We start from the raw sequence: 19,032 nt of genomic DNA, 5'->3' as shown, positions 1-19,032 counted from the left end.
GGTCAATGCGTCACTTGGCATTCGCGCGCCCTGCGCATAGGTATTTGCGCAAGATAAAACGACAGGAGGGCCTCATGGCCGAGATCAAGGATCCCGAAAACACAATCATCGTCGAACTCAAAGGCGGCAATGTCGTCATTGAGCTGCTGCCTGACGTGGCACCGCAGCACAGCGCCCGCATGAAGGAACTGGCGCGCAATGGCGAATATGACAACGTGGCCTTCCACCGTGTGATCGACGGGTTCATGGCGCAAACCGGCGACGTGCAACATGGCGACATGGAAGACGGGTTCAACCTGCGCATGGCGGGCACCGGCGGATCGTCTCTGCCGAACGTTCCGGCCGAGTTCTCGAAGCTGCCCCATGATCGTGGCACTTTGGGTGCGGCCCGCTCACAGAACCCGGATTCGGCGAACTCGCAGTTCTTCATCAACTTCGGCGACAACCATTTCCTGAACGGCCAGTACACTGTTTATGGCCGTGTCATCGACGGAATGGAGCATGTGGACGCCATCGTACGAGGCGAGCCACCAGCGAGCCCTGATCGCATGATTAGCGTCAAGGTGGCGGCTGATGTATAAGCTGGCCGCCGCTTTTGCCTTGTTGGCCAGCCCTGCGCTGGCCACGGGTCTTGAGGTCGAGATCGAAGGTGAGGGGGCCAATGGCACTGTCACCATCGACCTGTTCGATGATATTGCTCCGAAACATGTTGAGCAGATCGCTGCTCTGGCCAATGAAGGCAAGTACGATGGCGTGGTGTTTCACCGCGTGATTGACGGCTTCATGGCGCAGACCGGCGACGTGGAACATGGCCGTTTGGGTGGCGACATGCGCCGCGCCGGCACAGGCGGTTCCGACCGTGCAGACCTTCCGGCCGAGTTTTCAGATTTTGAATTCGACCGGGGCGTGGTTGGCATGGCGCGGGCGCAAGACCCCAACAGCGCCAACTCACAGTTCTTTATCATGTTCGAACCGGGCCCGTTCCTGAACGGCCAGTACACGGTTGTTGGTCAGGTGACCGACGGTATGGACGTGGTTGACGCGATCAAACGCGGTGAGGGCCAGAACGGTGCCATTATCGGCCAGCCGGACGTGATGAAAAAAGTCACCGTCACCGAATAATCCTAGAACCCGGCGCTGGCACCAGCGCCGGGTTTTTCGTCATTGGTCGATGAAGCCTCTGATCGCTTGCGTGTATGCATCCGGGTCTTGAAACGACGCAAAGTGACTAACGTCTTTCAAAATCAGAAGATCAGCATCAGGGATCGCCTCGGCAATCGCTTGCGAGTGTTCGGTCAGGATGGCCTCGTCATGTTCGCTCTGCACGACCAGAGTGGGCACGGTCACCGATTGCAGCCCCTCAAGCCCGCCGGGCTTTTCCGTGGCCCACATGGCCGCGACACCGCCCAGAAACGCTTCGAACCCGTCCGGGGTGGGGGACATGGCGGCATAGTCCCCGGCCATTATTCCGACGTAAGAACCGAAGACTTCGTTGGTTTCGACTGAGGGATCGATCCCATCCAGCGTGACATTGCCCGCATGGGCGAAATGGCTGGCCAGACGGTCAGGTGCCGTGGTCGAAATCGTGTAGCCAATGTTGGCACCATCCGACCATCCAACCAGATGCACCTGTTCGACATTCAGATGATCCAGCAGCGCCAGATAGTCCTGCGCCAGCAATTCATAGCTGTAGGTGCTGCCGTCATTGGTTGACCGGCCATGCCCTCGGGTATCTGCCACAATCACGCTGTGGTCGCTGGCCAGATCAGCCACTTGTGCTGCCCAGATATCGCCATGCGCAAGACCGCCATGGATCAACAGGACGGGAGTGCCCTCTGCCGATCCATAGGTGGCGTAATACATGTCGATGCCATTCACGCTGGCGGTACCACTAGACGCGGCCTCGGGCATATCGGGCGTTTCGGGGATTGTCAGCCAGGCATCCTGTGCCAGTCCCGCTGTCGCGGTCAACGTTATCGCAGTGACCATCAGTGTTCGAAGCATGTCTACCTCCCTGGTTTCGCGTCGTCTCGTCAGGGATGATAGCTTAGGAACAGGAAAGCGGGGGAAAAAATCCCCCGCTTGGCCTTTAGTCGTCTGTTGTCATCGTCTTCCAGATTAGGGCACCGATTGCGCCACCGATCAAGGGTGCGACCCAGAATAACCAGAGCTGCCCAAGGGCAGGCGCGTCCGCGAACAAAGCAACCCCTGTGGACCGGGCCGGGTTCACGGAAGTGTTCGTCACCGGGATCGAGATCAGGTGGATCAATGTCAATCCAAGTCCGATGGCGATGGGGCCGAACCCGGCAGGAGCGCCGCTGGAAGTGGCACCCAGGATGATGATGATGAAGAAAGCAGTCATGACGATCTCGATCACCAGAGCGGACATCAGCGAATAGCCCTCGGGTGATGCCTCACCATATCCGTTCGAGGCAAACCCACCCACGCTTTCAAAGCCGGGCGCGCCGCTGACGATCAGATACAAGACAGCAGCCGCAGCAATTGCGCCGACAACCTGAGCGATCCAATAGGGGATAAGGTCCTTCGCCGGAAACCGCCCCCCGATCATCAGCCCAAGGCTGACTGCAGGGTTGAAATGGCCGCCCGAGATATGCCCAACGGCATAGGCCATTGTCAGAACGGTGAGGCCGAAGGCAAAGGCAACGCCCAGCCAGCCGATGCCCACATCGGCGACCCCGGCGGCCAGAACGGCGCTGCCGCAACCGCCCAGAACCAACCAGAACGTACCGAAGAACTCGGCCATGAGTTTTGATGACATGAAAAATCCTCCTGAAAACACTAATTTAAGACTAATTCGAAAATGATGTTTTGTGAAATGTTTGGATAAGGGGAAATTTCACTGGCAGTGGTCAGGAGTGAGGCGGTGGGAGCCTATACACGCCTAACCCCAGGTAACCGGGTCCAGTCGGAACAGTTTGGCAAGTTGGTCATAGACCTCTGGTGCTTCGGATTTGAGGTCGCGGGGTTTTTCAAAGAATACCTCGACGGAAACGGCAAAGAACTCTTCATGGCCGGTCGCGCCATAGGCGTCGATTACCGTGTGCCGCCCGCTTTCGACGGCGCGGACAAGGGTGTCATAGGCAGTCAGAAAGACACGCTCCCATTCGGCGAAGCTTTGCCCGTCGCTCAGGATCGGAACGCCGTTGGTGCCACCGGACAGATCGTCTATCTGGTGGGCAAACTCATGCAGTACGACATTCTGCCCGTCGTGGTCGTTCAGTGCGCCCAGCTTGCTGTGGGTCCAAGACAAAATGACAGGCCCACGGTCCCAGCTTTCCCCGGTGCGCACGATCTCTTTCTCACTGACGACGTATCCTTCCTGTCGGCGCTGCCGAGACTTAAAAGCGTTCGGGTAGATCAGGATCGTTGTCAGGTGATCGTACCAGAGGTCGCTGTTTACAATAAGCAGACAGGCCTGCGCGGCGATGGCCAGTTCCATCTCCTCGGTTACGTCCAGCCCGTCGCAACCAAAGAAACGTACCTGATCCAGAAACAGATTCACCTTGCCGTCCAGTTTGACACGCAGGTCAAGGGGCAGGCGGCGGATCAACGGCACTTGCTGCTCGATGAGGATGCGTTGGCGGTCTGTCAGGGGCGTGGACAATAGCTGTTGGCGCGCTCGGGACTTGGACCAGTAGCGATACATTAGGAAACCGGCAATAAGCGCCAAGGCAGTGAAAAAGAACAACATGTGGGCCACTATAAGGACGCGCCGGGCGGTTGGAACCGGAAAACCTAATCGTCCCCGCCAAATGAAAAACGCCGCAGGTTTCCCCGCGGCGTTCGAAACTTGGAAAGTGGTCCGCGTTACTGCTTGACCTCGGCCGCCGGGTTGGCACCCGCCTTGCCGCTGCGGCCCGGGTTCAGGGGGTCGTCCTGACGCTGAACCGATCCTTCGAAATGCGCACCGCTTTCGATCGCAATGGTCTTGTGGATGATGTCGCCTTCGACACGTGCGGACGAGGTCAGGCGAACTTTCAAGCCACGAACACGGCCAACGATGCGGCCGTTGATCACGACGTCATCGGCAGTGACTTCGCCTTTGATGGTGGCGGTCTCGCCGATTGTCAGCAGATGCGCACGGATGTCGCCTTCGACAGTGCCTTCGACCTGGATATCGCCCGAGGTCTTCAGGTTGCCCGTGATGTGCAGGTCCGAAGACAGAACCGATGCCGGTGGCTTGGGCTTGGGCGCGGTGCTGGCCTTGTTTTCTGCCGGTGCAGGGGCCGCCGGTGTCGCCGGTGCAGCGGGTTTTGCCGCCTCGGGTGCAGTGGACGAGGGCTCGTTGATTTTGCTCTTAGAAAACATTTCTCGCAGCCTTGATGTAAGTCATTGGGTTAACAGGTTTTCCGTTCACGCGAACTTCATAGTGCAGGTGCGTGCCGGTCGACCGTCCGGTGCTACCCATATCAGCAATATGATCCCCGCGCGAGACCCTTTGACCAACCTTCACGCGTATCTTCGTGTTATGGGCATAAAGTGTCTCAATTCCGAACGCGTGCTTGATTTTTACCAGCCGTCCAAACCCGGACTGCCAGCCGGCATGGGTGACCACACCGTCGGCGGTGGCAAAAATGTCGGTGCCATGGGCACCGGCGAAATCGGCGCCGTTATGCATGCGGCGACCACCTGTCTTGGGGTCGCGGCGCGTCCCGTAACCGCTCGTGAATCGCACGACGGAATTGACGGGGCTTGCAAACGGCGCTTTCTCTGCTGCAATTCGATACAGGTTCAACTGATCCATCTGTTGCAACAGAGTATTTGCGCGGATCTCGTCGGGGGTCAGTTCCTCACCGCGCGTGCTAAAAGAAATAGGGGTTTGGGGGCCGCCCATGCCGCTATAGCCGCGGCGAACTTCTTCGATGATGCGGTCGGTGGGCATGCCGGCCTGACGGAACATCTTGTCCAGTGGTTCGACCGAGATCACCATCGCCTCTTCCAACTGGCGGAAGATCTCGTCGCTGCGTTCCTGCATCAGCCGGATTTCCAACTCAAGATCGTCACGCTGTTCCAGCGCGTCCTTCGCATTGGCGGCAATCTGGTCGCGTTCCTCGGCGGTGCGGGACAGCGCCTCGGTCATAAAATTCATCTGTTCGGGGTTGGCAACGGCGGCCATGTACATGTCGCCTTCGCCCGCTTCCTGCTGAAGCGTGACCAGTTCTGTACGTGCTTCTTCGCGCTGTTTCATGGTGGCGCGCAGCGTGGTCTGGATAACCTCAATCCCGGTCTCAAGCTCGCGGCGGCGGTTTTCCGACGCCAGCAGTTCCGACTGCATGGCCGAAATCTGCTCAAGCGCTGCGTTGAACCGGTCCTGAGCTGCCAGAGCCTCTTGCGCGCGCACGTCCCGTTCTGCGGACATGATATTCAGACGTTCCTGATAGGTCGCCTGATCGCGTTTTGCCTGTTCCCGGAAGTTGCCCGACCCGATGCTGTCCATCAAAAGGATCGCGGTCGCAACGGCTGTCCAACCCACGAACAGTGCAACGCCAGCGACGGCGACAACTTGCGTTTCCGAGCTTAGCCGAATGAATCGCGTATCATTGTCTGATTTCAGAAAGACACGGCGTTCGGGAAAATGCCGCTCAAACAATGAATGTAATTTAATTGCCAGACGTGTTCTCACGCGTCTCACCTCTCCATCCCCAAGATCGGGATCGGTCGTGAGTGATAGCCGTCCCTTGGGCGAAGTGCATAAAGCGGCAATTTGTTTTGGGCAAGTTTGTTAACTTACCGACCCTGCGTTACTGGTTTTTGCCGCCGATTCTAGGCGAGAAATTGCCGATACCTTCAACTTAAGCCCGTTATTGCGTCGGTCCCGGCAATGGCAAGTCTTCCGTCAGAGGCCAGTAGAAATCCGGCGGCAGCCCGGCCTCGGCCCGTTTTTCTTCGTTAAACGGGGGCTTCAGGACGCCATGGAAATACTGGCGCACCAATTGATGAAACACATCCTTGGGATCCGCGTTTTCACGCCCGCACAGGAAATGGAACCATTTTGATCCATAAGCCACGTGGCCCACTTCTTCGGCATAGATGACCTCGAGCGCGGCAATTGCCTGCTCGGCTTTGGCCTTGCGGAATATGTTGATCATGCCGGGTGTCACGTCCAACCCACGCGCCTCAAGCACCATGGGGACAACCGCCAGCCGTCCCATCAGGTCTTCGACGGTGTCTTCGGCCGCGCGCCACATTCCAGCATGCGCGGGTAGGGCGCCATAGTGGCTGCCCATGCTTTCCAGACAGTCACAGACCATCTCAAAATGCCTCGATTCTTCCTCGGCGCATTTGACCCAGTCATCGTAGAACCCGATCGGCATCGGCACGTGGCCAAATCGCGCGATGATATCCCAGTGCAGGTCGACGGCGTTCAACTCGATATGCGCGACTGCGTGAAGCAGGGCGATACGCCCGGCCTCGGTTCCGGGCTTGCGCTTTGGAACCTCACGCGGCGATAGCAGCTCGGGCTTTTCCGGGCGGGCAGGGCTCAGCGGCGGTGTTGCGGTCCCCACCTCAATCTCGGGCGCGTTGCCCTTGCGCGATGCGAACCAGGCGGCGGCATGGTGCTTGGACAGCGCAGTTTTTTCCCGCCCATCCGCTGTTGTCAGGACTTCGGTCGCCATCTGAGTCAGTGTTTTGGACACCACGTTGTCTCCGCTGATTGAGGTGGACGGCTCTTAAACCGGATGGCAGCCATGGTCGAGAGGATTACAGGGCGCGCACGGCCTCAAGCACCTCGTCCACATGGCCGGGGACTTTGACCTTGCGCCAGACCCTGGCGATCTTGCCTTCGCCGTCGATCAGAAAGGTCGCGCGCTGAATTCCCATGGATTTCTTGCCGTACATGTTCTTTTCAACCCAGACGCCATAGTCTTCGCAGACCGAAGACTCTTCGTCCGACAACAGCGGGGTCGTCAGGCTGTGCTTGGCGACAAATTTGTCGTGCTTGGCGACGCTGTCCCGCGAGATGCCGAAAACTTGAGCCCCCGCATCTGCAAAGGCCTGAAGTTGTTCCGAGAAACCGATGGATTCCTTGGTGCAGCCCGGCGTATCATCGCGGGGATAGAAAAACAGAACGACGGCACCGCCGCGCAGGTCCGAAAGGGTCACTTCGCCGCCGCCGTCGCGGGGTAATGTGAAATCAGGGGCGATGTCTGTCACGTCGGGCATTGGAAACTCCGCTAAAGGATTTTAAGTGCTGCCCGGCATAATAGGGCGACGCGAGCGGGTTGAAAGACTTGGATAAAAAATTGGCTCAGCACGAAGACGCAAGTGGCGACCGGCCCGAGATGCCTGTCCGCCGCCGGTCACGCCGTCGTATCGCCGCGCGCTGGAGCATTGGAACCTTATTTTTAATGTGCCTGCTGGTCGGTGCGGGCTGGTTCTTTCTGATCGGAAAACAGCTGCACGCGCCGGAATGGGTCACGCAGAAAGTAGAAGCGCGTCTTGAACGCAGCCTTGGCGGTTTGAAATTCACCTTTGGGGACGCCAGCTTTATCGTCAACGATAAGTGGCGCCCGCGAATCCGATTGACGGATGTGACCATCAGCGATGCAGCGGGGCATCAGATCGCTCAGATATCGGATTTGCGGACACGCCTGTCGATGCGCGAATTGCTGCGTGGTAAGATCAGACCGCGGCGGATCACTATGCTGGGCGCGCAGATTGCTTTGACCCGTGGTGAGGACGGTGCGCTGTCGCTGACAGTTGGGTCAGGCAGTGCCCCGGTGCAAAAGGCCCCGACGCTGGCACAGCTTATCGAGGAATCGGATGATGTGTTCCTGTCCCCGTTTCTGTCAGGATTGCGGGCGGTCGATCTGGAATCGCTGACGTTGGATTATCAGGATCTGCGACTGGGGCGGGCCTGGGTGTTTGATGGCGGGCATATCTCGATCATCCGGGACGGGGATGAAATGCGGCTGGCGACCGGGTTTTCGGTTCTTACCGGGCGCGACTATGCCAGCACGATCGAGGCGAACTATACCAGCGTGCTTGGTACTCCTCAGGCGAGTTTTGGGGTTTCGATCACCGATCTTCCCTCGGAAGACATTGCCACCCAAAGCGTTGCACTGGCTTGGTTGCAGGTGCTCAATGCTCCGATTTCCGGCGCGTTACGGGGCAGCGTCGATGGGCAGGCCGCGCTGGGTCCGCTTTTTGCGACGTTGAACCTGGGCGAGGGTGTCCTGCAGCCCAGACCCGAGACGCGCCCGATCGGGTTCGAATCCGCGCGCGCTTATTTCACCTATGATCCCGCGCGTCATGTTCTGGTATTCAACGAGGCCTCGGTCGTGTCCGACGTGGGGGCCGTGCAGGCCGAAGGCAAAGCCTATTTGAACGGGGTCGAAAACGGTGTTCTTGAAAGCCTGACGTCACAGCTGACCCTGAACAGTATCGATATCTACCCCGGTGGTCTGTTCCCGGAATCGCTGGAAACGGCGCGGGCGGATGTGGATTTTCAACTCAAGCTTGCGCCGTTCGAGCTGCAGCTGGGGCAGTTGACGATCACGGATGCCCTGCACGAATTGCACGCAACGGGCAGGTTGATCGGCCAGCCCGACGGTTGGGATGCCGCGTTTGATGCGCAACTGGACAAGATGGGGTCTGAGAACCTGTTGCGATACTGGCCCGAAAGACTGGCGCCGAACCCGCGGAAATGGGTTTCGGAAAACCTGTTCGAAGGTCAGTTTTCAGATGTGGAGTTTTCACTACGCTTGCATCCGGGCAGTAAGCCGGACCTCTATTTGGGCCTTGGGTTCGATGAGGCCAAGATCAGGTTTGCCAAGACCTTGCCGCTGATCCAGGACGGGCGGGGCCGGCTTAGCCTGTTGAAAGATCGCTTTACCGTCACGGCTGAAAAAGGGGTTGTCATCGCCGATCAGGGTGGCGCGGTGGATGCCTCGGGAACCTCGTTCATCATCCCGGATACAACTGCCAAGGGCGGAACACCGGCGATTGCACGGATCGAGGCGAGCGGCAGCGTCGAGGCCGCCTTGTCGCTGCTGGACCGACCACCACTAAGCCTGATGTCTAAAGCCAACTTGCCGGTCGATCTGGCGGCTGGTGACATAAGCTTGTCAGGCACTTTGTCATTGCCGCTGAAAAAGGGGCTGAAGTTTCACGACACCGAATTCCACTACACCGGTGAAATCGACAATGTGCAAAGCGACAAACTTGTGCCTGACTATTCCGTCAGCGCCGACCTTTTGAACCTGTCCGGCAATCAGACCGAGGTGAAGATCGGCGGCTACGGCTTATTCGGCCAAGTGCCGATGCAGGTCGCGTGGCGCCAGCCCATTGGCGGAGACGGCCCGCAGCGCAGCGAACTGACGGGCCAGATCGAACTGTCGCCGTTGCTGATGAACGAGCTGAAGGTGCCGCTGCCGCCGGGCATGCTGACTGGAAAAGGCACAGCGGATATCACCGTGGGAATCGGCGCGGATGAACCGGTCACACTCTCTGCGACCTCGGACCTCGCCGGGGTCGGAATGGCGATTCCTGAACTTGGCTGGCGCAAAGGGACGGGTGCGACCGGAAAGATGACACTGGACGCCACGCTGGGTGAAAAGCCCAAAGTGGATGATCTGACGCTTGATGTCGCGGGGCTGCGCACTAAAGCCTCGATTTTCTTCCGGGACGGGGGTGCCTTTGACCGGATACGGTTCAGTTCGTTTGATCTGGGCAACTGGCTGGCGGTGCCGGCCGAACTGATCAACACCGGCGGACCTGTCCCCAATATCGTCGTTCAGGGCGGTGTCATGAATCTGGGTCGCGCAACCTTCGGCGAGGGCGGTGGCGGAGGAGGGTCAGGCCCCGGTCCAAGGATCGATGTTCTGTTGGACCGCCTGCAGGTGACCGAAGACATTGCACTGACCGGGTTCCGGGGCGCGTTTCAAACCACAGGCGGGGTGAACGGCACTTTTACGGCAAATGTAAACGGCGGCACGGCGGTCAGCGGTCAGGTGAGCCCGCGCGACAGCGGTAGCGCCGTGAACATAAAGTCGAAGGACGCAGGGGCCGTCCTACGGTCAGCTGGTGTGATCACTCAGGCGCGTGGCGGCAGTTTGGATCTGCAACTGGAACCGGTCAGCGCGCCGGGGAATTATGATGTGATCCTCAAGATCTTAAACACACGCATTACCGACGCACCGGCAATGGCCGCACTGTTAGACGCGATCAGTCTTGTTGGACTTTTGGACGAGATGACCGGGCAGGGGATTTTTTTCTCGACTATCGATAGCCGCATGCGGATCACTCCGACCGAAATCAAAGTCCTCAGTGGAAGCGCCGTTGGCCCGTCCATCGGCTTGTCCTTCGACGGTACGATCGACACGGTTGCGGGCATGCTGAACCTGCGTGGTGCGATCTCTCCGATCTATCTGGTGAACGCGATCGGAAGTGTTTTCACAAAAAAAGGCGAGGGGGTCATCGGGTTCAACTACAGCCTGACCGGGCCGCTTACGAAGCCAAAGGTTTCCGTAAATCCGCTGTCTGGCCTTGCGCCCCTGTTCCTACGCAATTTGCTGCGCGCACCGGCCCCAACTGTGTCAGATGGCCCCAATGCGCTGCCGAGAAAGCCGGATGAGCCTAAAAAGACCTTTGGCTCTCCACCAAGGGACAATTGACCCGGATGGCCTGTTGCTGATTCCGATGCGGAATTGTATGGCGCGGCTATGAAACTCAGTGATTTTGACTTCCATCTACCCGAAGACCGGATTGCCACACGTCCCGCCAGCCCGCGCTCATCCGCGCGCCTGTTGGTGGCCGATGGCGACATGATCTCGGATGCGCATGTTTTTGATCTACCCGACTGGTTGCGGCCGGGTGACAGATTGGTGCTAAACGACACGCGCGTCATCCCCGCGCGTCTGAACGGACGGCGCCATCGCGACAGTGCACAAGGACCGGTGTCTGCCGCGATCGAGGCCACATTGCTGGACCCGCAGGCTGATGGCACATGGGCGGCCCTGATCAAACCGCTGAAAAAGGTGAAGCTGGGCGAAGACATTCAATTCTCGGATCAACTGAGCGCCACGCTGGAGCGGGTTGAGGACGGGCAAGCCTATCTGCGGTTCAATCAGTCGGGCGACGATTTTGATGCTGCATTGGAACAGGCCGGGGCAATGCCTCTGCCGCCTTACATCGCCGCCAAGCGGCCAGCGGATGAGCAGGACAAGACGGACTATCAGACAATCTGGGCCCGCAATTCCGGTGCAGTTGCCGCCCCGACGGCGTCGCTGCACTTTGATGAAGCGTTGATGCAGGCGCTGGGCGCGCGCGGTGTCGAAGTCACTCATGTCACGCTGCATGTGGGCGCAGGAACGTTTCTGCCGGTCAAGGTTGAGGACGTGACGACCCACAAAATGCACGCCGAATGGGGCAGTGTCAGCGCCGCCGCCGCGCAAGAGATCCGAGAGACCAAAGCCGAAGGGGGCAGGGTCATCTCGGTGGGCACTACCGCGCTGCGTCTGATCGAAAGCGCCAGCCGGTCAGGCCAGATTGAACCATGGGAAGGTGAGACCGATATCTTCATATATCCCGGTTTCGAATTTCATGTGACCGACGCCTTGATGACCAATTTCCACCTGCCGAAATCCACCTTGTTGATGCTGGTGTCGGCCCTGATGGGGCAGGAACGCATGCGGAAGGTGTACGCGCATGCGATTGAACAGAAATACCGGTTCTTCTCTTACGGCGATGCGTCGCTTTTGATCCCGTAAGGGACGTGTTGTCGGGATCGAATCTTTTCAATGTCGTAGACAAGCATGACCAAAGCCGTTTTTGATTGCAAAACGGTGTCACAGTCTTGGTCGGGATTTTTCGGAGGCCCCAATGATTCAGGTCCTTTCCAGCGCATGGGCGCTTTTGCTTGGTATGGGCCTGTTGATGGTCGGAAACGGTCTTCAGGGGACAATTCTTGGTGTCCGGGGCGAGATCGAGGGTTTTTCGACCCTTCAGATGTCATTCGTGATGTCGGCCTATTTCGTCGGTTTTCTGGGTGGATCACGCCTTGCACCCGAAATGATCCGGCGTGTCGGACATGTGCGGGTCTTCGCGGCGCTGGCATCGTTCATTTCTGCCGTGATGATCATGTATCCGTTGATGACCGACCCGGTGATCTGGATCTTGGGCCGTGTCGTGATCGGGTTCTGTTTTTCCGGAGTGTACGTTACTGCGGAAAGCTGGCTCAACAATGCTGCCAGCAACGAAAATCGCGGCCAGGCACTGTCTCTTTACATGATCTTCCAGATGACAGGCATCATCAGCGCACAAGGTTTGGTTCTTTTGGGCGACCCGGCCGGGTTCGACACCTTTGTAATCGCCTCCATTCTGGTTTCGGTCTCTTTTGCGCCCATTCTGCTGTCGATCTCACCGACACCTGCGTTTGACACAACCAAACCGATGACTCTGCGCGAATTGTTCGGATATTCGCCCTTGGGCTGTGTTGGCATGTTTCTTTTGGGCGGCGTGTTCTCTGCACAGTTCGGGATGGCGTCGGTATACGGTGCCCGCGCAGGCCTGACATTGGTCGAGATTTCGACTTTTATTGCCGCATTCTATATCGGTGCTCTGGTCTTGCAGTATCCATTGGGATGGATGTCCGACCGCATGGATCGACGTTTCCTGATTATGCTTGTTGCAGGGGTCGGTAGCTGCGCGGCATTTGTGGGCTTGGTGTTCGGGGTGACGTTTCCAATCCTGCTGGGCGCGGCCTTTGTGATCGGCGGTATGTCGAACCCGCTTTACTCATTGCTGATTGCGCACGCGAATGACTTTCTGGAACACGAAGACATGGCCGCAGCGTCAGGGGGGCTCTTGTTTATCAACGGCATGGGGGCCATTGCGGGCCCGTTGATCACCGGTTGGCTCATGGGGGATGCGGTCTTTGGTCCTCCGGGCTTTTTCCTTTTCATAGCAATCCTGCTGGTCGTTATGGCGGGCTATGCGCTCTACCGTATGACCCAGCGCGCGGCGATCCCGGTCGACGAAACAGGCACCATGTCGCCGCTCTATCCAACGGCGTCCCCGGTTGTGATGGAATTGGCGCAGGAGGTGGCCATTGAGGCCGCGGAAGCCGAGCAGGAAACGCAAGATGTTGCCTAGAACACGAAATTATGTCGCAAGTGTTGCAATAATTTACTGTTACAATTCTGTAAAACACACTTAAATGAATTTAAGTCCCTTGGGGGGGAAACACGACGGAGTTAAGGGCATGGCAAGTCCTGAAGATGTATTGAGTTTTTGGTTAGATGAGGTTGGTCCCAAGGGTTGGTATCTGCAGGATGATGCATTGGATGCAGAAATCCGCGACAGGTTCCTGAACACATGGGAGGCTGCGAGTGAAGGCAAGTTCTCTCTTTGGCTGACCTATCCCAGCGGTGCATTGGCGTACATCATCCTGATGGATCAGTTCTCACGCAACATGTTCCGAGGAAGCGCTGAGGCCTTCGCCTCAGACCGCGCGGCGTTGTCAGCAGCGAAATGTGCGGTGGACAAAGGGTGGGACATGAAGATCGACGAACCGGCCCGCCAGTTCTTCTATCTTCCATTGATGCATTCGGAAAACCTGTGTGACCAGGAACGCTGTGTACGCCTCATGTGTCAAAACATGACCGATGGCGACGACGGCAACCTGTTGCACGCAAGGGCGCATCGCGAAGTGATCCGCAAGTTCGGTCGGTTCCCATACCGCAACGACGCTCTCTCGCGGCCAATGACCGAGCACGAGGCCGCCTATGTCGACATGGGCGGATACGGCGCGACTGTGCGCGAGCTGCAGACAGCCGGCTAGGACGCCGGCTCGCAGCCTCGGATTGCAATGATCCGGTCGGCAACAATGTCGGCCGAATTTTCAATTGCAGTGTTGATTAACTGGTCCGGGGCCTCGGTCAACTCAGCTATTCTCGCCTGCGCAGCTTGCAGGTTATTCTCCAAACCATTCAACTTTTCCAAAGTCTCAGACAGTTTTCGGGCGGTCGCGCTATCGGCCGCTGTTCCGCTAAGTTGAAGGGATGACAGGTCGCTGCGCAACGCCGTCAGTTCACCGCGTAGCCCTTGAACGTCTTCCTTCAGGGGCGCTACGATCTGAACCTTCTCGGCAAACTTGACGGTGATGTCGTCAACAGTCGAAGCCAGCTTCCATCCCAGAAACAGGCAAAGTGCAATCAGGATAAGCGTGGCGTTCAGCAGGGCAAGCAACAGGTCTTTGAGTGTTTTGGCCATGGTAAGCCTTTCGAATGACTTGGGTTTCACAAAGTGGTGCGTATCTTCTAGCCATAGGTTCACGCGCGGTATAGGCTGAAAACAGCGCATACCGCGCCAGTTTACCCTGCGTCTGTTTTGTCGCGGGAGCAATATGTTGATGCATTCAGGGAATTAGTTTAATGGTAAACTAATTTCTGAATCGACCTGCGCCGAGAGGGAAACATGGCAGCACAATCTTTTGATCTGATCGTAATTGGCGCCGGTCCCGGTGGTTATGTGGCCGCTATCCGTGCGGCTCAGCTGGGCCTGAAGACCGCCGTGGTCGAACGCGAGCATTTGGGCGGTATCTGTCTGAACTGGGGCTGTATCCCGACCAAGGCGCTGCTGCGAACGTCCGAAGTGTTCCATTTGATGGAGCGGGCCAAGGATTTTGGCCTGAGCGCTGACAAGATTGGTTTTGATTTGGATGCGGTCGTCAAGCGTTCACGCGGCGTTGCGGCGCAGTTGTCGGGCGGTATCGGTCATTTGTTGAAAAAGAACAAAGTGACCGTCGTCATGGGCGCGGCAACGATCCCTGCAAAAGGCAAGGTCACCGTCAAAACCGACAAGGGTACCGAGGAACTGACCGCCAAGAACATCGTTCTTGCCACCGGTGCGCGGGCGCGGGAACTGCCCGGATTGGAAGCGGATGGCGATCTTGTTTGGACCTACAAGCACGCACTCCAGCCGCCGCGGATGCCAAAAAAGCTGTTGGTGATCGGGTCTGGCGCAATCGGAATCGAATTCGCCAGCTTCTATAATACGTTGGGCGCAGACACGACCGTGGTCGAGGTTATGGACCGGGTCCTGCCGGTCGAGGACGCAGAAATCAGCGCGCTGGCCAAGAAGGCCTTTACCAAACAGGGCATGACCATCATGGAAAAGGCGATGGTCAAGCAACTGGACCGCGCCAAGGGTAAGGTCACCGCGCATATTGAGGTTAAGGGCAAGGTTGAAAAGCACGACTTTGACACCGTGATCTCGGCTGTAGGGATTGTCGGCAATGTCGAAAACCTGGGGCTCGAGGCCTTGGGCGTCAAGATTGACCGTACCCATGTCGTCACGGATGAATTCTGCCGCACAGGTTTCGACGGACTTTACGCAATTGGTGATATCGCAGGCGCGCCCTGGCTGGCGCACAAAGCCAGCCATGAAGGTGTCATGGTCGCGGAATTAATTGCCGGTAAACACGCTCATCCAGTGAAACCCGAAAGCATCGCCGGCTGCACCTATTGTCAGCCTCAGGTCGCATCGGTGGGGTATACCGAAGCCAAGGCGAAAGAGCTTGGCTATGACATCAAGGTTGGCAAGTTCCCGTTTATCGGCAACGGCAAAGCCATTGCGTTGGGTGAACCCGAGGGCCTGATCAAAACGATTTTCGACGCCAAGACAGGTGAATTGCTAGGGGCACATATGATCGGCGCGGAAGTTACTGAGTTGATTCAAGGCTACGTAGTGGGACGGCAATTGGAGACCACCGAGGAAGACCTGATGAACACTGTCTTCCCACACCCGACTCTGTCGGAAATGATGCACGAAAGCGTGTTGGATGCCTACGGGCGCGTGATCCATATGTAAGGATGGGGGCTCTGCCCCCGCCATCCGTGCCGGGCGTCTCCCCCGGGGATATTTTTAGCCAGATGAAGTAAGGATCCTTCCTTCATCTGGCCTTTAAATATCCCGGAGAGCGAGGCAGAGCCTCGCAAGTATCTTATTTATTCAATGCGTCCAGTATGCGCGCCCACGAACGAATGCCCTTGTGGAAACTTTTCACGTCATACTTTTCGTTCGGTGAGTGGATGGCGTCGTCGTCATTGGCATAGCCGACGAGCATCGAGTCCAGTCCGAGAACCGAATCAAAATATCCAACCACCGGTATCGATCCCCCCATACCGGTAAAGACAGCCTCGCGGTTCCATTCATCCGACAATGCGCCGCGCGCGGCCTCGAATTCGGGGCGATCAAGGTTCATCACTGATGCCGGAGCCCCTTCGAGATCGTTGTCCCAGACAACTTTTGCGTCGGGCGACAGGCGATCTTCGACATGTTTGCGGACTTTGTCGCGCAGGGCATCGGGGTCCATGTCGCCGACCAGGCGGCAGGTGATCTTGCAGTGCGCTTCGGACGGGATCACGGTTTTCGAACCTGCACCGTTATAGCCGCCCCACAAGCCGTTCACTTCCAGCGTTGGACGTGCCCATTGCTGTTCCAGTGTGGAATAGCCCCTTTCTCCATGCGGTTGCGAGTAACCGACAGAACTCAGGTATTCCGCCTCATCAAAACCGCAATTTTCCCATTGGCGGAGCTGCTCTACGGGCACTTTGTGTACACCTTCGTAAAACCCGTCAACGGCCACGCGACCGGTTTCGTCGTCGTAGAACGAGGCGACGATCTTCGACAACTCACGCAGCGGGTTCAGGCCCGGGCCGCCGTAGTGACCGGAATGCAGATCGATGCGGGGACCAATGATGGTGAATTCATCCTTGAGCATACCGCGCAATTGCGAGGCGATGGAGGGCACGCCACGCGAGACCATCGAGGTGTCGCAGACCAGTGCTAGATCGGCCTTCAACTCTTCCTTGTTGGCTTCCAGGAACGGAACCAGCGATGGCGAGCCGGATTCTTCTTCGCCTTCGAAGAAAAACGTGATGCGGCAGGGCAGAGTGCCGTGGATGGCTTTCCATGCGCGGCAAGCCTCGACGAAGGTCATCAACTGACCCTTATCATCTGAAGAACCTCGGCCGCGGATAGCTTGACCGTTTTCGGTGTCTTCCAGAGCGGGATCAAAGGGGTCTCGGTCCCAAAGTTCCAGTGGATCAACGGGTTGCACGTCATAGTGACCGTAAAACAGAACGTGAGGCCCGTCGTTGTTCTCGCCCACATGGCCGACGACCATCGGGTGGCCGGGGGTTTCGCGTTTTTCGGCTGCAATGCCAATGCTTTGCAGGTCGGCGACCAGCCAGTCAGCGGCCTGGTCGACCTGCTCTTTGTATGCGGGGTCGGTCGAGATCGACGGGATGCGCAGAAACTCCATCAAACGGTCGATGGAAGTGGTCAGATCGGAATCGATCTTGCTCAGAACAGCGTCTAGCGACATGAGCTTCTCCTGAATGGCGTGAACTGCTGCGGAACCTATCAGCACCGGCGGCGCCGTCCAGTGCGTATCGGCAGGATTTACAGTATACTGTCGGAAACAGAATGTGTGGCTGGGTTATCGCCTGCGTCGTTTCCTCGCGTCTTATGGCCGTAACTTTACTTGTCGGGGGGCGTGAACAGGGATAATTGATACAGATCAATGTTGCGACTCTGACAATGCCGCTAGGCAAGACAGTCAAGGGGAAGCAAACCGCGGGGACGGCTTGATCCGTCATCCGGGGAAATAACGGGTTCGGCAAACTGCACGTCTATGTCGGGCACAGAAGGAGATACTGGTGGACTATACTGCTCAGCTCGATTCAGCGATTGCCAGGCTGCATGACGAAGGCCGTTATCGGACCTTTATTGATATCGAACGCCAGAACGGTCATTTCCCGCATGCAGTACGGACGCGTCCGGACGGCTCGCAGCAGAATATCACGGTGTGGTGTGGAAACGACTATTTGGGTATGGGTCAGAATCCGGTTGTTCTGAATGCTATGCATGATGCCGTTGATGCTGCTGGTGCAGGTTCCGGCGGAACGCGCAACATTTCGGGCACCACAGTCTATCACAAGCAACTTGAAGCTGAGTTGGCGGATTTGCACGGCAAAGAGGCAGCGTTGCTGTTCACCAGTGCATATATCGCGAATGACGCGACTCTCAGCACGTTGCCAAAGCTTTTCCCCGGTCTGATCATTTATTCCGATGCACTGAACCATGCCTCGATGATCGAAGGCGTGCGCCGCAATGGCGGTGCCAAGCGCATCTTCCGTCACAACGACGTCGCGCATCTGCGTGAACTGCTTGAGGCTGACGATCCCGCAGCACCTAAGCTGATCGCGTTCGAGTCCGTCTATTCGATGGATGGCGATTTCGGCCCAATTGAAGAAATATGTGATCTGGCCGATGAGTTTGGCGCGCTGACCTACATCGACGAGGTGCACGCGGTTGGCATGTACGGCCCGCGCGGTGGTGGCGTGACCGAGCGTGATCGTCTGGCGCATCGCATCGACATCATCAACGGGACTCTTGCCAAGGCCTATGGCGTGATGGGGGGCTATATCGCCGCCAGCGAGAAAATGTGTGACGCTGTGCGCTCTTACGCGCCAGGCTTCATCTTCACGACGTCGCTGCCTCCGGCCGTTGCCGCTGGTGCGGCCGCTTCGGTGGCGTATCTGAAAGGTGCGTCAGAGTTGCGTGAGCAGCATCAGACACAGGCCAAGGTGCTTAAGCTGCGCCTGAAAGGCATGGGCCTGCCGTTGATCGATCACGGCAGCCACATCGTACCTGTGATCGTCGGCAACCCGGTACACACCAAAATCCTGAGTGACCGGCTGCTGGATGACCATGGTATTTACGTCCAACCGATCAACTTCCCGACCGTGCCGCGCGGCACGGAACGCCTGCGTTTTACCCCGTCACCGATCCACGGACCGGGTGAAATGAACCGATTGATCCATGCGATGGACGAACTTTGGTCACATTGTGCGCTAAATCGCGCCGAACTTGCCGGATAACCTCACGCCAAAGTGTGCAATGCGTTTGTCGCGTGTTAAGCTTACGCTAACAAAAGAGACGCACGAATCGTTAAGTAGGCGATTCGCCGTTGGCGTGTAACACGCGCAAGGCAGAATGGGG

The 19,032-nt window shown here is 57.6% G+C and carries 17 protein-coding genes; 8 read left to right on the top strand and 9 right to left on the bottom strand.

All coding sequences use genetic code 11. The features are described from left to right. The first annotated feature begins 74 nt into the window (after nucleotides 1–74). Together QMP16_RS05210 and QMP16_RS05205 are read left to right on the top strand one after the other, a co-directional pair. Complete coding sequence (locus QMP16_RS05210) at nucleotides 75–581, top strand: peptidylprolyl isomerase (RefSeq protein ID WP_108860369.1); 507 nt, start codon at nucleotides 75–77, stop codon at nucleotides 579–581. Beyond that, the gene (locus QMP16_RS05205) at nucleotides 574–1,122 is read left to right on the top strand and encodes a peptidylprolyl isomerase (RefSeq protein WP_109311395.1); all 549 of its coding nucleotides are present in this window, start codon (nucleotides 574–576) and stop codon (nucleotides 1,120–1,122) included. The genes QMP16_RS05210 and QMP16_RS05205 overlap by 8 nt, the downstream gene beginning before the upstream one ends. A gap of 39 nt (nucleotides 1,123–1,161) precedes the next feature. Here QMP16_RS05205 and QMP16_RS05200 read toward each other — a convergent pair whose 3' ends face one another. The 7 genes from QMP16_RS05200 to QMP16_RS05170 all read right to left on the bottom strand — a co-directional run bounded on the left by QMP16_RS05200 (nucleotide 1,162) and on the right by QMP16_RS05170 (nucleotide 7,185). Further along, entirely contained in the window at nucleotides 1,162–2,004 is an 843-nt protein-coding gene (locus QMP16_RS05200) for an alpha/beta fold hydrolase (RefSeq protein ID WP_282151479.1), read from the bottom strand. A gap of 85 nt (nucleotides 2,005–2,089) precedes the next feature. Next, a complete protein-coding gene (gene aqpZ / locus QMP16_RS05195) occupies nucleotides 2,090–2,779 on the bottom strand; it encodes an aquaporin Z (RefSeq protein WP_282151478.1) in 690 nt (229 codons plus the stop codon). A 123-nt stretch (nucleotides 2,780–2,902) separates the two neighbouring features. Continuing rightward, a complete protein-coding gene (locus QMP16_RS05190) occupies nucleotides 2,903–3,712 on the bottom strand; it encodes a zinc-dependent peptidase (protein ID WP_282151583.1) in 810 nt (269 codons plus the stop codon). A 116-nt stretch (nucleotides 3,713–3,828) separates the two neighbouring features. Continuing rightward, nucleotides 3,829–4,329, bottom strand: a complete 501-nt coding sequence (locus QMP16_RS05185; RefSeq protein ID WP_058273990.1) for a bactofilin family protein — start codon at nucleotides 4,327–4,329, stop codon at nucleotides 3,829–3,831. Further along, nucleotides 4,319–5,644, bottom strand: coding sequence for a DUF5930 domain-containing protein (locus tag QMP16_RS05180; RefSeq protein ID WP_282151477.1), 1,326 nt, complete (start codon nucleotides 5,642–5,644; stop codon nucleotides 4,319–4,321). The genes QMP16_RS05185 and QMP16_RS05180 overlap by 11 nt, the downstream gene beginning before the upstream one ends. Before the next feature lie 178 nt (nucleotides 5,645–5,822). After that, the gene (locus tag QMP16_RS05175) at nucleotides 5,823–6,638 is read right to left on the bottom strand and encodes a ferritin-like domain-containing protein (RefSeq protein WP_282151582.1); all 816 of its coding nucleotides are present in this window, start codon (nucleotides 6,636–6,638) and stop codon (nucleotides 5,823–5,825) included. A gap of 85 nt (nucleotides 6,639–6,723) precedes the next feature. Further along, nucleotides 6,724–7,185: a peroxiredoxin gene (locus QMP16_RS05170; RefSeq protein ID WP_282151476.1), complete on the bottom strand. Its 462-nt coding sequence runs from the start codon at nucleotides 7,183–7,185 to the stop codon at nucleotides 6,724–6,726. Between the two features lie 68 nt (nucleotides 7,186–7,253). Here QMP16_RS05170 and QMP16_RS05165 point away from each other — a divergent pair, with 68 nt between their 5' ends. From QMP16_RS05165 to QMP16_RS05150, 4 genes are all read left to right on the top strand, one after another. After that, nucleotides 7,254–10,637 carry a DUF3971 domain-containing protein gene (locus QMP16_RS05165; RefSeq protein WP_282151475.1) on the top strand — a complete coding sequence of 1,128 codons (3,384 nt, stop codon included), beginning with the start codon at nucleotides 7,254–7,256 and terminating at the stop codon, nucleotides 10,635–10,637. 48 nt (nucleotides 10,638–10,685) lie between these two features. Beyond that, nucleotides 10,686–11,732 (top strand): tRNA preQ1(34) S-adenosylmethionine ribosyltransferase-isomerase QueA, encoded by a 1,047-nt coding sequence (queA, locus tag QMP16_RS05160; protein WP_282151474.1) that lies wholly within the window; start codon nucleotides 10,686–10,688, stop codon nucleotides 11,730–11,732. 112 nt (nucleotides 11,733–11,844) lie between these two features. After that, nucleotides 11,845–13,116, top strand: coding sequence for an MFS transporter (locus QMP16_RS05155; RefSeq protein WP_282151473.1), 1,272 nt, complete (start codon nucleotides 11,845–11,847; stop codon nucleotides 13,114–13,116). Between the two features lie 109 nt (nucleotides 13,117–13,225). After that, nucleotides 13,226–13,804, top strand: a complete 579-nt coding sequence (locus QMP16_RS05150) for a DUF924 family protein (RefSeq protein ID WP_282151472.1) — start codon at nucleotides 13,226–13,228, stop codon at nucleotides 13,802–13,804. Here QMP16_RS05150 and QMP16_RS05145 read toward each other — a convergent pair. Further along, nucleotides 13,801–14,235: a hypothetical protein gene (locus QMP16_RS05145; protein ID WP_282151471.1), complete on the bottom strand. Its 435-nt coding sequence runs from the start codon at nucleotides 14,233–14,235 to the stop codon at nucleotides 13,801–13,803. The two genes, QMP16_RS05150 and QMP16_RS05145, sit on opposite strands and share 4 nt — an antisense overlap. A gap of 204 nt (nucleotides 14,236–14,439) precedes the next feature. On the opposite strand from QMP16_RS05145, the gene lpdA reads away from it, so the two are divergent. Beyond that, nucleotides 14,440–15,834, top strand: a complete 1,395-nt coding sequence (gene lpdA / locus QMP16_RS05140; RefSeq protein WP_282151470.1) for a dihydrolipoyl dehydrogenase — start codon at nucleotides 14,440–14,442, stop codon at nucleotides 15,832–15,834. A 133-nt stretch (nucleotides 15,835–15,967) separates the two neighbouring features. On the opposite strand, the gene QMP16_RS05135 is transcribed toward lpdA, so the two are convergent. Beyond that, a complete protein-coding gene (locus QMP16_RS05135; protein WP_282151469.1) occupies nucleotides 15,968–17,353 on the bottom strand; it encodes a dipeptidase in 1,386 nt (461 codons plus the stop codon). Nucleotides 17,354–17,687: 334 nt separating this feature from the next. On the opposite strand from QMP16_RS05135, the gene hemA reads away from it, so the two are divergent. Continuing rightward, nucleotides 17,688–18,911: a 5-aminolevulinate synthase gene (gene hemA / locus QMP16_RS05130; RefSeq protein ID WP_282151468.1), complete on the top strand. Its 1,224-nt coding sequence runs from the start codon at nucleotides 17,688–17,690 to the stop codon at nucleotides 18,909–18,911. Nucleotides 18,912–19,032 lie beyond the last annotated feature (121 nt).

The organism is Ruegeria atlantica, assembly GCF_947495585.1.
Classification (GTDB): domain Bacteria; phylum Pseudomonadota; class Alphaproteobacteria; order Rhodobacterales; family Rhodobacteraceae; genus Ruegeria; species Ruegeria atlantica_G.
The sequence above is the reverse complement of the archived record's forward strand: the minus strand, read 5'-3'. Positions and strand labels throughout refer to the sequence as shown.

Bases quoted from the DNA above. Each gene is read 5' to 3' on its own strand.
- QMP16_RS05210 (WP_108860369.1), top strand. From the start codon at position 75: ATGGCCGAGATCAAGGATCCCGAAAACACAATCATCGTCGAACTCAAA.
- QMP16_RS05205 (WP_109311395.1), top strand. From the start codon at position 574: ATGTATAAGCTGGCCGCCGCTTTTGCCTTGTTGGCCAGCCCTGCGCTG.
- QMP16_RS05200 (WP_282151479.1), bottom strand. From the start codon at position 2,004: ATGCTTCGAACACTGATGGTCACTGCGATAACGTTGACCGCGACAGCG.
- aqpZ (WP_282151478.1), bottom strand. From the start codon at position 2,779: ATGTCATCAAAACTCATGGCCGAGTTCTTCGGTACGTTCTGGTTGGTT.
- QMP16_RS05190 (WP_282151583.1), bottom strand. From the start codon at position 3,712: ATGTTGTTCTTTTTCACTGCCTTGGCGCTTATTGCCGGTTTCCTAATG.
- QMP16_RS05185 (WP_058273990.1), bottom strand. From the start codon at position 4,329: ATGTTTTCTAAGAGCAAAATCAACGAGCCCTCGTCCACTGCACCCGAG.
- QMP16_RS05175 (WP_282151582.1), bottom strand. From the start codon at position 6,638: ATGGCGACCGAAGTCCTGACAACAGCGGATGGGCGGGAAAAAACTGCG.
- QMP16_RS05170 (WP_282151476.1), bottom strand. From the start codon at position 7,185: ATGCCCGACGTGACAGACATCGCCCCTGATTTCACATTACCCCGCGAC.
- queA (WP_282151474.1), top strand. From the start codon at position 10,686: ATGAAACTCAGTGATTTTGACTTCCATCTACCCGAAGACCGGATTGCC.
- QMP16_RS05155 (WP_282151473.1), top strand. From the start codon at position 11,845: ATGATTCAGGTCCTTTCCAGCGCATGGGCGCTTTTGCTTGGTATGGGC.
- QMP16_RS05150 (WP_282151472.1), top strand. From the start codon at position 13,226: ATGGCAAGTCCTGAAGATGTATTGAGTTTTTGGTTAGATGAGGTTGGT.
- QMP16_RS05145 (WP_282151471.1), bottom strand. From the start codon at position 14,235: ATGGCCAAAACACTCAAAGACCTGTTGCTTGCCCTGCTGAACGCCACG.
- lpdA (WP_282151470.1), top strand. From the start codon at position 14,440: ATGGCAGCACAATCTTTTGATCTGATCGTAATTGGCGCCGGTCCCGGT.
- QMP16_RS05135 (WP_282151469.1), bottom strand. From the start codon at position 17,353: ATGTCGCTAGACGCTGTTCTGAGCAAGATCGATTCCGATCTGACCACT.